Here is a 12,801-nt window from a genome sequence, read left to right as displayed (position 1 = left end):
AATGACGCGTTTTGCTAATCTTCCCGCAGATATAAAGCAGTACTTAATTGTCACTGGGAATTACTGGGCATTTACGCTAACAGATGGCGCATTGAGAATGTTGGTGGTACTGCATTTTCATGCGCTTGGCTACTCGCCTTTGAGTATTGCCATGCTGTTTTTGTTTTATGAGATTTTTGGTGTTGTCACTAACTTAGTGGGCGGCTATTTAGGCGCAAGGCTTGGTTTAAACAAGACCATGAACATTGGCCTTGCCATACAGGTTGCGGCGTTGTTTATGCTGGCAGTCCCCCCTGAATGGTTGAGTGTTGCCTATGTGATGTTAGCGCAGGCTCTGTCGGGCATTGCCAAAGATCTCAATAAAATGAGTGCTAAAAGCTCAATTAAAATGCTGGTTGCCAGTGGACAAGAAGGCACCTTGTTTAAATGGGTGGCGTTACTAACGGGCTCTAAAAATGCATTAAAAGGTGTAGGCTTCTTTTTAGGTGGCTTACTACTGACATTAATGTCGTTTAAAGGCGCAATGCTCGCGATGGCAGCCACTTTGCTGGTGGTGTGGTGTTTTAGTATATATGCACTTAAAAATGATTTAGGCAAAGCCAAAAATAAACCTAAGTTTAACGAGATATTTTCAAAAAGCAGTTCAATTAATATCTTGTCAGCCGCGAGGTTGTTTTTGTTTGGTGCCCGTGATGTTTGGTTTGTAGTTGCACTTCCGGTGTTTTTATCGCAAGCCTTTGGTTGGGATCATTGGACCGTGGGGGCTTTTATAGCTGCGTGGATCATTGGTTATGGGATAGTGCAATCTTTTGCACCTAAAATCATTAAGCTTAATAAGCAAACATCACCGAGCGCAGAAACAGTTAAGTGGGCATCACTGCTTGCTTTAGTCACCTTAGCCATTGCCCTTGCTATTGGTTTTGACTGGGCAGTAAAACCAATGCTGATAGGCGGACTGATGTTGTTTGGCGTGGTCTTCGCGATTAACTCATCTTTGCACAGCTACTTAATTGTGAGTATGGCTGATGCCGATGGCGTATCACTCGACGTCGGGTTTTATTATATGGCCAATGCCATGGGACGCTTAATTGGTACTGTGTTTTCGGGCTTAGTGTTTCAGCTTTATGGTTTAGCAGCCTGTTTAGCTATCTCACTGTTATTTATTGTTATTACCGCTCTTATTTCGACTAAATTACCAAAACAAATTTAGTTAAATCTAAACACGCCTTATAAAGGTAAGCATACTTTCTTGCTTACCTTATTTTCTTAAATTATTTTGTAAAAATAATTGACCTGTCTATAGCTTTACACTTCATACTTATTGTATTCAAAAGCCTTATAGGCCTATTTCATCATGTATTTAATTTCAGAGTTAGCAGCAAAGCTTGGTTTGTCGCGCACGGCTGTGTTGTATTACGAGAAGCTTAAAATCATTCAAGGGCGCCGGCTTGCAAATGGTTATCGCTATTACAGCGAGGCTGATTTACAACGCTTGGTTTTGATCCAGCAGTTACAAAGCGCGGGGTTAACCTTAAAAGAATGTCAAAGCTGTTTAGATGAAGAGCTAGATAAAGCTATTTTGCAACAGCGCTTAGCACAACTTGAAGATGAAATTACCGCTAAGTTACAAGCCAAAGATTTGTTACTGAGTTTGCTTGGCGAACGCCCTCAAAAACACTTACATGATGAGCTGAATAAGCGTGCGCCAAGTGCGCATTTAAATTGGTTGTTAAAGCAAGGGTACACAGAAAAAGAGGCATTGCGGCTTCGTTGGTTATCAAAAGATATGAGTGACCATGAAAGCTACATGCACGATTTCATGACTGTGTTTGAGCCATTAGAGCGATTGGGGCCTGGTAGTGAAGAAGCCACATTAAAAGCCATTTCTGCTGTTCCTAACAATGCCAAACAAATTTTAGAAATTGGCTGTGGTAAAGGCTCATCAACATTATTAATAACCAAACAAACTGATGCCAATATCACGGCTTTAGATAATGAGTCATCGGCACTTGCTTATTTACAGGAGCGACTGCGCAAAGAGCAATTGGCTGAGCGTGTGTCTTTGACTTGCGCATCGATGACTGCACTGCCTTTTAAAGCAAATTCATTCGATGTTATTTGGGCTGAAGGGTGCGTGTATGTCATGGGGATGCAAAGCGCACTATCAAGCTGGAAACCGTTTCTTCGCCGTGATGGGGTAATTGTGGTCAGTGATTTAGTTTGGCTTAACAGCCAGTCTGAAATGGCGGTTAAAGAGTACTGGCAAGCGAATTACCCAGATATGCAATTAATCGAAAGCCGCGTTTCATTATTTGATGAGCTTGGATATGAGCTTATAGAGCAGTTTTCGCTGGATCAGCAAGCTTGGCAAAACTATTGGCAACCACTCAAGGTGCGCCTTGCTGAATTACCGCCATCGATAAGAGAGTCTCAAGCTGTGAAAGACATACAAACAGAAATTGCCCTTTACGAAAATGAAACCGGGCAAAACTTTACTTATCACTATTTTATTTTAAAACTTAAGGAGTCTAAGTGAATTTTTCAATTTACGAACAGAGCCAAAAAAGCGAAATTATTGCGCTTTACTTGGCAACATTTAGTGCATCAGAGTCAAAACAAGAAGGCGAGCAAGTTGCCCGTTTAGTCACTGACTTTTTAGCTGAGCCATATCCATCAACTGATTTATATGTGTTTGTCGCGACAGATAAGCAACGGATCGTGGGCGCTATTGTGCTGTCGCGTTTACAGTTTGCGCACGCTAAAGAGGTGTTTTTACTCTCGCCTGTTGCAGTGGCAACGGATTGTCAGGGACAAGGCATAGGACAAAAGCTGATCCAATTTGGCTGTGATAAGTTAGCTGAACAAAATGTCAGCCTAGTGATGACCTATGGCGATATCAACTTTTATGGAAAAGTCGGTTTTTCCGTTGTGAGTGAAGAAATTATTCAAGCTCCTCATAACTTATCTTACCCAAAAGGTTGGCTTGCTAAACCGGTTTTAGATGACGAAATTTTGCCAATTACTGGTAAGCCAAGTTGTCTAAAACCACTCGATAACCCTGCGCTTTGGTAAACACTATGCAAACCCCTTCACTGATAGAATTAGGCATGCGACCTTTCTTTCAACAACAGCTGAGTTTGGATGAGCTAGAAAACAGCCATTTAGGGCGTGTTGTTGAGCATCACAAAACAGAGGTCGTATTGCTTGGCGAGCAAGGCACGGTGCGGTTTGCTTTAACACCGGGTCTTGAACAAATTTGCGTAGGTGATTGGGTGGTATTTGATGAGTCGCGTATTTTACGGGTACTTGAAAGAGCTTCAATCATTAAGCGCAAGGCTGCAGGCTCTAAACACGAGTTTCAATTAATCGCGGCGAATATTGATACCGTGTTTATTGTTACATCGCTTAATGATGACTTTAGTTTAAATCGGATAGAGCGATATTTAGCCTTGGTTAAAAATGCCCAAATAGAGCCTGTGGTGGTGTTAACTAAAGCTGATACTTGCCCAGACGTTGAAAAGCACTGCCAGCAAGTACAAAACCTAGATTCTCTTTTGAGTGTCATTGCTATTAATGCGTTAAAAGCAGAGGGCTGTGATTTACTTACACCTTATTGCCGAAAGGGGCAAACGCTCGCATTTATGGGCTCATCTGGAGTGGGCAAGTCGACCATTGTTAATGCATTACTTGGTTCCGATGAATTAAAAACAGCAGGTATTCGTGAACAAGATAGCAAAGGCCGTCATACAACAACTTTTAGATCGATTAAAAGATTGCCTAATGGTGCGTTATTGATGGACACACCGGGCATGCGAGAATTGCAATTAAGTGATTCAAAGCAAGGTATTGAACGTGCATTTGAAGATGTTGAGCTACTCGCAAGTAGCTGTCGATTTAAAGATTGCCAACACCAAACAGAGCCGGGCTGCGCTGTTATTAAAGCAATTGAAATGGGCTCATTATCAACAAGACGCTTAGAAAATTACCGTAAGTTGTTAGCTGAAAATGAGCACAACAATGCCACCATGGCTGAAAAGCGCGCCAACCAGCGCGCGTTTTCAAAAATGGTTAATACTGTTCAAAAGCAAAATAGGTCAATTAAAAGAGCTCTCTTATTGATCAATGAGAGAGTACATAACAATGCTCCTAACTTGAACAAACTTATTTTAGATACAAGCAGGGAAGCTTGAATAGATCATAAAGACGCTGCGGTGATAGCTGATATTCTGAGATAGCAACTGCTTGGTGAACAAACTTAATTCTGTTGCGAATCTCAAACCTAAAAATTTAGTTACCTTCAGGCTTGAAAAGCTCTTCGAGCATTGGCTGTGGGTTGTTTAAAAACGCCTTTGTAATTTGGTAATGCTCAGTATCCTCATAATTTATCTGTTCAATGCCTTGTGCTCCCACTTGGTAGATCCTTGCACCTGGGTACGCCATTAAAATCGGTGAGTGTGTGGCAATAATGAACTGAGAGTTTTGTTCAATTAGTTGAAACATGCGACTTAAAACAGCCAACTGCCTAGAAGGAGAAAGTGCGGCCTCAGGCTCATCTAAAATGTAAAGCCCATTGCCAATGAAGCGGTTTACCATAAGCGCTAAAAAGGATTCGCCATGTGATTGGTGATGTAGGGATGTACCACCATAGGCATCTATCAGCTTAGGTCCTCCAGAAAACCCCGAATCTAAGTCATCAATATTTGATGCAACGTTATAGAAGCTTTCGGCACGTAAAAAGAATCCATCTTTGTATCCCTTAAAGGATTTTGAGAATAGCAAGTACTTATGAAGCTCTGAATGCGAGTGCTGAGTTTGAAAGTTAAAGTTTTTAGAACCACCTTCGGCGTTAAAACCTAAGCCGATAGCAATTGCTTCTAAAAGAGTCGATTTCCCAGAACCATTTTCACCTACAAATATTGTGACATGTTTCGAAAAGTCTATTTCAAAGAGCTGATTAACCGCAGGAATAGAGAATGGATATGTATCAAAAGAGAAAACCTGCTCTCGTTTGAGTTTTATTTTTTGTAGATACGGTAATGCGTCCATACACAATACTCCTAATAAAGACGAACTAGACCCAATAATAGGCTCTGGTAGCTTACTAAGTTTCTAACTTGCCATTATGGAAATCACGCAAAATAACGATGTGTATAATCGTTACGCGCGGTTTGAGCAAAGACAATACCCGACACTTTCAGATGAAAAGCTGAGTATCGCGAACAATTTGTTTGATCAATGGCTTTTGCAAATAAAGCTAAATGGTACATTATATCCAAAGCACTGAGTACCCAAAAAATTAATAACCCAAAGCAAGGATGGTAATGATGTTTGAACCAAACTATGCAAGTTACACTCTTGAAGAGCTGTTAGATTGCAAAGCGAATATAGACGGACAAGCATGGCCTGATCGCCTAAAAGACATCGAAAACGCACTCAGTGTTTATGCCAGCCAATCTGCTGAGCACGCAAAACAGTTCAAACAAGCGGTGTTTGATGCGTATTGTGAAACGTTACGCCACGATCTAACCATCAGTATCGACGATAATATTCTGTGGTTTTTAAGACCGTTTTCTAAGCAAGCTGAAGATATTACCCCAAGCACTTTTATTGGCGAAGTTTGCCCACTTTGCAAAGTAAAGCTTAACGCAACCACATGGGCTGCTGGCTGGCAGTTGAGCTGCGAACATTGTGAAGTAACGGGGATTGTTGTTGAAAAGTTTGGCTATTAAAAAAGTTAGCTTATTGAAATTGCTGCGTAATTATTCGCAGCAATATATAACAATTTTATAATGTTATCAGGCTTTTTTAACAAACTTAGCGGTAACCATCATTTCACCAACGCCATCAACTTTACAGTCTAATTCGTGGTCTTTTTTATCTAACACGCGGCGGATCACGGCTTTGGTGCCAATTTTAATTACTTGTGAGCTGCCTTTAATTTTTAGGTCTTTCGCAACAGTCACTTTATCGCCATCGACCAATAAGGTGCCGTTAGCATCTTTCACATTGATCACATCATCGGTATCAACCGCATTAGGATCCCACTCATGAGCGCATTCTGGGCATACTAAATTGTTTTGATCTTCATACACGTATTCAGAGTTACATTGTGGGCAAGGAGGAAAAGACATAAATGGCACCATGGTTGATTTTAAAAGGGTATTTTAATGGCTAAGAGTAAACTATGCGAGTACAAGGCTTTTATTTTATGACTCAGGCGTTTCGAGCGTTTTGGTAATAGAGAATATTCCTCTTAGATCACCAAGCCGATAGCCTGTGGCTAAATCATTTGGGTAATGTTCGCTAAGCGCTTGCTTTACTTCTGGCGCAATTGTTTGGCCATGACAATTGAGGCAAACTGGCGCGACTTTTATCGCTTTAGCAAAGCGAAATTGACCATCTTTATTGGTTGAAAAAGTCACATTGTCGATGCTCTCTGTGTTTCTGATCATATCGAGCAGCTGGGCGATTTTTTCAGCTTCCCATTCATCGGGTTGATTATTTGGATTACGGTTTTTAGTGCTTTTACGTGCTACCGTCCAACCATCAGTTGATAAGCTATCGCTAATAGCCGGGGCTTGCATTTTGCACACGTTAATTCCTTCAACTAAACCGCCTTGTTTTATTGCAGCTCCCAATGCTGATTTAAGCGTAGTGGCAAATTCAGTTGCTCGCTCCGCTGCTTGAGTTTCTAGAGTCGCTGATTTTGTTTCGGCATAAAGACTAGGTGAAAGTAACACAGTACAAATCACAATTGTTCTGAAGGAAAACATAGTAAAACCTTATATTAGATACATCTAATATAGTAGTTTGTTTTTACTATACATGCCAATTTAACCTGCAAAAAATAACGATTCTTTGCACAAAGCCTGCTGGAGTGTTGTTGCTAAATTGGTTAAGGTGAAGAAAATATCTTGAGAACTAAAAAATGAAAAAACTAATTTATATCGCCGCTTTGTTATTCTCTGCCCTGACATTTGCAGGTACCGCTCCATACAGTGGAGAGATAAGTCGTGATGACTTACTTAAAGACTACTCTGCGTTTAGTGAAGAGTACGATGAATACTCACCGAGCAAAGAAGAGTTAAGCACTATAAAAGCACTGCAAGGTAAGCAGGTTTTGGTGTTCTTGGGCACTTGGTGTCATGACTCAAAACGTGAAGTGCCTCGATTTTTGAAGCTTCTCGATACTGCAAAGGTGCAGTTAGGCTCACTTAAACTAGTGGCCGTTGGCTACGACAAGCTAGACCCTGCAGGGTTAGCAAAACAGTATGACTTAATGTATACGCCAACCATTATAGTCCTTGATGGTGAAAAAGAGCTTTCCCGTATGATCGAAAAGCCAAAACAAAGCTTGGCAGTGGACCTTACGCAACCGGGTCAAACGCTATAAAATCATCAATAGATAAGGGCATTGATATTAAGTAACCTTGAATATAATCAATACCTTTATCACTCACCAACTGCCATTGCTCTGAGCTTTCGACCCCTTCTGCAGTAATCGTTAAGTCTAGTTGATGGGCTAAATCACTCATCGTTTGTAAAAATAAACCATCTCGTGGGTTATCCACGCAGTTACAAATAAAGGCACGGTCAATCTTAACGTTATCTAGCGGAAACTGCTGAATTGACGACAGTGATGAATAACCCGTTCCAAAGTCATCAAGTGATAAATTAAAACCTGCTAATTTAAGTTCATGCATTAGGTTTATGGCGTACTGGGTATTTTGAAATAGGGCGGATTCGGTGATCTCAAGATTAATTTTTTGATTAGCAGGAAATAGCTTAGCTTTTTCTTTACTGAGTCGTTTAACTAAATGCACATCAGAGAACTGCTTACGCGACAGGTTGATCGACACTTTAATACGAATATTGTTATCAACCATGCGGTGGCAATCTTCCGCAACCTTAGCAACAATCCAACGTGATAATAAATTAATGAGCTCTGATTGCTCAGCGATGGCAATAAACTCAACAGGTGACACAAAGCCTCTAACAGGGTGCTGCCAACGTACAAGCGCTTCACAGCCAATCAGTGTGCCATCTAGAGTGTTTACAATTGGCTGATACACCATACTTAGCTGTTCGTTGGCCGCAAGCGCATGGCGTAGATCACTTTCGAGGTTACTTTGTGCAATAAGCTTATCTTTTAGAGATTGGCTATAAACTGTGAACGGTTTTTGTGTGCGAGGGCATTCATTCATCGCAATGAGGGCTGTGTTGATTTGCTCAGCCGCATCGATGTTTTGTAAATGCGGATAGCCCACGCCAATGTATAAGTGGTAAAAATGAGCGCTACCAGCGGTTTCAATAATACCGCCGACCTGATGCTGTAATCTATCTAATAGGGCGGCGAGTTTTTCATCAAAAATGGCTTCTTTTAGTAATATTAAAAAACAGCCAGGTTTTATATGAGCGCAAAACGCTTGATGTAAGTCAGAAAATTCAATTAGCCGGTTAGCTAGCGTTGTCTGTAGTTCATTTAAGTAATCCTGACCGTAAATATCTTCTAATTGACGATAGCCTTTGATCTCGGCACACAATAAAGTAAGGCCGCTACTGTATTGGTCTTCAGGGCATAAACTAGCGATATATTTTTCGCTGTAATGGCGATTGGCAAGGCCGGTGACCGAGTCAAAATGTGCTTGCTGGTAAAGCTCATGTTGGCGTTGTTTTTCAGCACTGATGTCTTTAATCGTACCAACCAAGGTGTTGGTTTTAGGGTTCCATTCAGCGTGTTCATGAAACCAGCGTTTTTCTCCATTGAGTTTAATCGTGTATTCAATTTCAGTCGGGCTACTAGGCTTAGTATGAATAAAATTTAAAAACGAATTTTTATAAAAACTATCGATTTTTTTACAGACATCAGTAATTGATTGCGCTTTGCTTTGTTCTTTGAATAGCGATTTAGCTTGTGATGATAATTGCCTAATGCTTTTATCAGGCGACAGATGCCAACTGCCTACGCCACTGAGTGACTGAGCTTGTTTTAATTCAAGTGCCTGTTCAGACAGCTCTAAGGTTTGCTTTTGCACAAGTTTTTCGAGGTTTTGCTCATGCTCACGTAACCGACAAGTAATCGTAATCAAATAGCAGCTAACCGATGAAAGTAACAGAGCTATGAGTAGTAATACTAAAAATTCAACATGCGCTCGATAAGCAAACTCGTCTTTAATACCCACAACCCAATGTTGATTTTCAACATCGAGGTTGTAAGTTGACCAGTGGCTTTGCTCAAAACCGTTGTTATTTAAAAGCGGCGCGTAGCTATTCGCTGTTTTTTGCCAAACCTCATAGAGGTGAGGGTGTGAAGTAGTTTTAGGGCTCAAATTTGCTATAAATTCTGGAAAACGCAGCACCGCGATTGCAAACCCCCAAAACTCATTTTGATCAAAAATTGGTAATCGAGCGACTAAGCCTTGACCACCTTGAGCCAACTCTTTAGGTCCATCGATTTGCATTTTTTGAGTATCAATGGCTGTTTGTAATGACTTTTCAATACTTTGCATCTTGAATAAGTCGACACCAATCACACTCTCGTGACTGGTTAGCGGGTAGCTGTATTGAATAACCCCTTTTGGTGCAAGTTGAATAGTTTGGCTACCATCACTATGAGTTAATATCTCAGTGGCAAGGGTTTCGAATTCAGTTTGTGAGTATGTAAAGTCACGCATCGCGGCGCGAACAAGGTAAGGACCAAGGAGTGCGCTATCAAGTGCTTTTTCAATGTTACTGCTGTAACTGTTAAGTGCTGCATTTTGCTCAATTTCATGCATTTCTTGTCTATCGTAAAACACTTTTAGTGCGATCGCCGAAAATAAACAGAAACTGAGAAAAAAAGAAGTAAATAACAACGAAAAATATGTAATATTACGCAATGGCGTCTCTGAATTAAGTGGGTATTTAAGTACTAAGCTTGCTTTTAAAAATACTAGTTTAGGGTTAGCTGGTTGTCTAGCAAATATCTAGAATTTTAGTTGAATTTTTAGCAAGTTAAAAAAATAATTGTACCTAAATACAATGAATTGCAAGCACAAGTAAGATTAAACACTATGTACCAAGCCGTTATAAAAGCGATAGATGCAGCGAATGCTGTCGACCCAAATCGTGTAAAACAAGATGATCAAGAGCTAGCAAAAGAGTCTTTATATGCAATGCGTATGACCGATATGCTAAACCGTTTCAACCCACAAGCCGATGAGTTGATGCATATTGCTGCGCGAGGCCAACATATTGAGCGTTGGCGCTCTCCTCGCAGTGATTTTCCTATGGGTAAGCAAGGTTATTATCAATGGCGTACGGCTTTATATGACTTTCATGCCGAGCGTGTAACAGCCCTTATGAAAACGGCGGGTTACGCACCGGAAGAATGTGAGCGCGTATACGCAGCCGTTGCTAAAAAGAACATAAAACGAAACCCTGATAGCCAATTGATTGAAGACATTGCAAGCCTTGTGTTTATTGAGCATTACATGCTTGATTTTGCAAGTAGTAAGCCTGACTACGATGAGCAAAAATGGTTGGGTATTATTCGTAAAACATGGCAAAAAATGTCAAACGAAGCACATGACTTTGTATTAGCTGGTAACATCAGCTTACCTGAGCCGCTTAAACCGTTAATTACAAAAGCGCTAAATTAATTATAAAACAAGGATGGTCTATGTTTTGCCCGCGTACTAAAACAGCCCTTGAAGCAGTGAGCATTGGCGACGTTAACGTGTATTTATCAAAATCTGGTGGCGTATTTTTTGATAACCGACAAATATTTCACTTTAGCGATCCAAGTTTAAAACCCGCGCAAGTGCTGGTGGCTCATTTACAAACCCTGCCAACAGAATGTGTTGATTTAGCAAAGCGAATTAATTGCCCGAATTGCCCTGACGTGGTGATGATGCGACGCTTTTTTACGCCACTAAAAGTGGTTGAAATAGATGAATGTCCAAATTGTGCAGCTATTTGGCTTGATCATGGTGAGCTTGAAAAGATCCATGAAAATCATTTAACGCCAAAAGAACGTGAAATGCTGCGTATTGATATGGCCAATAATCATGGTTTTATTCAAGTTAAGATCCCGAAAAGGCGTTATTCTGTTCATGCTGAAAAGCCTGAGCCTAAAGCAACGTCATCATTAGAAAAACTAGCAGAACTTGCGTATTTATCGATTTTGAATGACTGATAATTTATATAAAACACCTGACGCTGAACTTACTCGCGGTTCTGTCTATCTTTCGAAACTTTAAGATTTAAAACTGTTTACAGAGTTGTGATTTATAGGCGATGGCATACACTTTAAACCTAACGAAATAAATTGATCGGTAACCTATGCTAATAACAATAATATTGGTTTCAGTGTGGGCGCTGTTAATGCTTTATGCTGCGAGCGCTGAATATAAATACTATCAATCGGTTAAAACTTTAGAGCCGGAACTGTGGCAACAGCTAGGTGCACCGCGATTTTTAAAAGTACCTATGGTGTTTGTATCTAAAAAGGGTTTAGCACTTTTAAATTCCATAGAGAACGAAACTGTGCGAGCGAATGCAAAAAAACATCGCCAAGCTGGGATTTTGTTTCTTTCCTATGTGGGGTTGGTGCTTGTTTCGGCAATCGTATTTTTTAAACTTGCCTAAAAAGAAGCCTTTACTAATTAAGATACAGGCTTTATTAGTTATTAAGCGTTAAAGCTTAACTAGCATTTTTCCTTTATTTATACCTTCGAACAGACCAAGAAATGCATCAACGGCATTTTCGATGCCATGGTATACCGTTTCTTCAGATTTAATTTTACCTTCGCTGAACCACGCACCCATTTGTTCAATAAACTCAGGGTACTGATCAAAATAATCAATCACGATAAAGCCTTGCATGGTGAGCTTTTTATCTTGCTTTAAATCGTTAAAAATTACTGGTTCTTTATTTTTATTTCGGTTCTTTTGTTTGTTTTTTTAATGATTTTTTTGATGGTCTTTATTGCTGGTGTAAGGTTATTAAAGTTTTAAATGGTTTTACAAAAGGAATTGCTGTGAATATAAGTCATAACAGGGTTGTTTTATATTTTATTCTCATATTCGCTATTTTGTTTATTTATACATCGCTAGTAGTTATGTTAAATGATATTGAACAAAAAGAGCCTGAAATAAAACAGCTAAACTCTCAGTCTTATCATGAGTCTAGTCTAATTCTAAGTTTGGTATCGCAACTAAACTCGGCTGAGTTGAGCCAAAATAACGACCGCGAATCACCTAACCCGAACATTACTGAATTCGACAATATACCCATTGCAATTTTAAAAAATAATAAAGCTGACTTATTAAAAACGTTAGGACTATTGTTTGATACAGACAACGGCCTTGCCTTGTCGCCTGAGCTTGAGCAGCTTGCCAACATTTATGGCTACCAAATTAGTGGCAGTGCCGACAACCCCATAATTAGCGCTAAATAATTATTAAAATATAAGGTCAATAGTGTGAAAAAATTAGTGGTGTTTATGAGCGTGTTACTGGCCTGTTTTTTTACCACAGGTTGTGATTTTTTATTTGATGAAGCGCATGGTTATCGCGGGCCCATCGTTGTGACAATTAAAACAGAAGATGGCTCAGTGTCGGAGTTTCCTTTTTTAATAGAGTCTGTGTACACAGAGTCGTGTGGTCATAGTAGCTGTGGCATAGACTCCGGTTATAGATATCTAAAAACGAGCTATGCTAATGAGCCAATTACCTTCCCGCGTGAGCGGTTAGACCTATTGCAAGCTAATGCCTACGCAACAATTCTTTTTAAAGTTACTCATCCTAATTATCACTACA

General features: G+C 40.0%; 15 protein-coding genes and 1 pseudogene. 11 read left to right on the top strand and 5 right to left on the bottom strand.

All coding sequences use genetic code 11. The features are described from left to right. Position 1 precedes the first annotated feature (1 nt). From arsJ to rsgA, 4 genes are all read left to right on the top strand, one after another. Positions 2-1,210: an organoarsenical effux MFS transporter ArsJ gene (gene arsJ / locus AN213_RS15475; protein ID WP_055199040.1), complete on the top strand. Its 1,209-nt coding sequence runs from the start codon at positions 2-4 to the stop codon at positions 1,208-1,210. Positions 1,211-1,354: 144 nt separating this feature from the next. After that, positions 1,355-2,536, top strand: a complete 1,182-nt coding sequence (locus AN213_RS15470; RefSeq protein ID WP_055199039.1) for a MerR family transcriptional regulator — start codon at positions 1,355-1,357, stop codon at positions 2,534-2,536. Next, on the top strand, positions 2,533-3,072 hold the full coding sequence (locus AN213_RS15465; protein WP_055199038.1) for a GNAT family N-acetyltransferase: 540 nt from the start codon (positions 2,533-2,535) through the stop codon (positions 3,070-3,072). Before AN213_RS15470 ends, AN213_RS15465 begins: the two co-directional genes overlap by 4 nt. 5 nt (positions 3,073-3,077) lie before the next feature. Next, complete coding sequence (rsgA, locus tag AN213_RS15460) at positions 3,078-4,190, top strand: ribosome small subunit-dependent GTPase A (RefSeq protein ID WP_095209777.1); 1,113 nt, start codon at positions 3,078-3,080, stop codon at positions 4,188-4,190. A gap of 97 nt (positions 4,191-4,287) precedes the next feature. Here rsgA and AN213_RS15455 read toward each other — a convergent pair whose 3' ends face one another. Beyond that, positions 4,288-5,046 (bottom strand): AAA family ATPase, encoded by a 759-nt coding sequence (locus AN213_RS15455; RefSeq protein ID WP_055199037.1) that lies wholly within the window; start codon positions 5,044-5,046, stop codon positions 4,288-4,290. Positions 5,047-5,321: 275 nt separating this feature from the next. Here AN213_RS15455 and AN213_RS15450 point away from each other — a divergent pair, with 275 nt between their 5' ends. Continuing rightward, a complete protein-coding gene (locus AN213_RS15450) occupies positions 5,322-5,729 on the top strand; it encodes a hypothetical protein (protein WP_150114729.1) in 408 nt (135 codons plus the stop codon). Positions 5,730-5,795: 66 nt separating this feature from the next. Here AN213_RS15450 and AN213_RS15445 read toward each other — a convergent pair whose 3' ends face one another. Both AN213_RS15445 and AN213_RS15440 read right to left on the bottom strand, forming a co-directional pair. Beyond that, positions 5,796-6,131, bottom strand: a complete 336-nt coding sequence (locus tag AN213_RS15445) for a zinc ribbon domain-containing protein YjdM (protein ID WP_055199035.1) — start codon at positions 6,129-6,131, stop codon at positions 5,796-5,798. A gap of 75 nt (positions 6,132-6,206) precedes the next feature. Beyond that, entirely contained in the window at positions 6,207-6,773 is a 567-nt protein-coding gene (locus tag AN213_RS15440) for a DUF3365 domain-containing protein (RefSeq protein ID WP_055021840.1), read from the bottom strand. Positions 6,774-6,928: 155 nt separating this feature from the next. On the opposite strand from AN213_RS15440, the gene AN213_RS15435 reads away from it, so the two are divergent. Beyond that, positions 6,929-7,393, top strand: a complete 465-nt coding sequence (locus AN213_RS15435; RefSeq protein ID WP_054563289.1) for a thioredoxin — start codon at positions 6,929-6,931, stop codon at positions 7,391-7,393. Here the strand turns inward: AN213_RS15435 and AN213_RS15430 are convergent. Continuing rightward, the gene (locus AN213_RS15430; protein WP_055199034.1) at positions 7,368-9,776 is read right to left on the bottom strand and encodes a bifunctional diguanylate cyclase/phosphodiesterase; all 2,409 of its coding nucleotides are present in this window, start codon (positions 9,774-9,776) and stop codon (positions 7,368-7,370) included. The genes AN213_RS15435 and AN213_RS15430 overlap by 26 nt on opposite strands. A gap of 276 nt (positions 9,777-10,052) precedes the next feature. On the opposite strand from AN213_RS15430, the gene AN213_RS15425 reads away from it, so the two are divergent. The 3 genes from AN213_RS15425 to AN213_RS15415 all read left to right on the top strand — a co-directional run bounded on the left by AN213_RS15425 (position 10,053) and on the right by AN213_RS15415 (position 11,628). Continuing rightward, positions 10,053-10,640 carry a DUF4202 domain-containing protein gene (locus tag AN213_RS15425; RefSeq protein WP_055021842.1) on the top strand — a complete coding sequence of 196 codons (588 nt, stop codon included), beginning with the start codon at positions 10,053-10,055 and terminating at the stop codon, positions 10,638-10,640. A gap of 20 nt (positions 10,641-10,660) precedes the next feature. Beyond that, positions 10,661-11,176, top strand: a complete 516-nt coding sequence (locus AN213_RS15420; protein WP_055021843.1) for a zf-TFIIB domain-containing protein — start codon at positions 10,661-10,663, stop codon at positions 11,174-11,176. A 188-nt stretch (positions 11,177-11,364) separates the two neighbouring features. Further along, positions 11,365-11,628: a hypothetical protein gene (locus tag AN213_RS15415; RefSeq protein ID WP_150114727.1), complete on the top strand. Its 264-nt coding sequence runs from the start codon at positions 11,365-11,367 to the stop codon at positions 11,626-11,628. A gap of 48 nt (positions 11,629-11,676) precedes the next feature. Here the strand turns inward: AN213_RS15415 and AN213_RS15410 are convergent, their stop codons facing one another. Beyond that, positions 11,677-11,865, bottom strand: a complete 189-nt coding sequence (locus AN213_RS15410) for a hypothetical protein (protein ID WP_055021845.1) — start codon at positions 11,863-11,865, stop codon at positions 11,677-11,679. A 236-nt stretch (positions 11,866-12,101) separates the two neighbouring features. Here AN213_RS15410 and AN213_RS15405 point away from each other — a divergent pair, with 236 nt between their 5' ends. Together AN213_RS15405 and AN213_RS15400 are read left to right on the top strand one after the other, a co-directional pair. Further along, positions 12,102-12,440: a hypothetical protein gene (locus tag AN213_RS15405; RefSeq protein ID WP_055199033.1), complete on the top strand. Its 339-nt coding sequence runs from the start codon at positions 12,102-12,104 to the stop codon at positions 12,438-12,440. A gap of 24 nt (positions 12,441-12,464) precedes the next feature. Next, positions 12,465-12,801 (top strand): annotated as a pseudogene (locus AN213_RS15400) (hypothetical protein); the annotation flags it as partial.

The sequence above is a fragment of the Pseudoalteromonas sp. P1-8 genome (assembly GCF_001399985.1).
Lineage (GTDB): Bacteria > Pseudomonadota > Gammaproteobacteria > Enterobacterales > Alteromonadaceae > Pseudoalteromonas.
The sequence above is the reverse complement of the archived record's forward strand: the minus strand, read 5'-3'. Positions and strand labels throughout refer to the sequence as shown.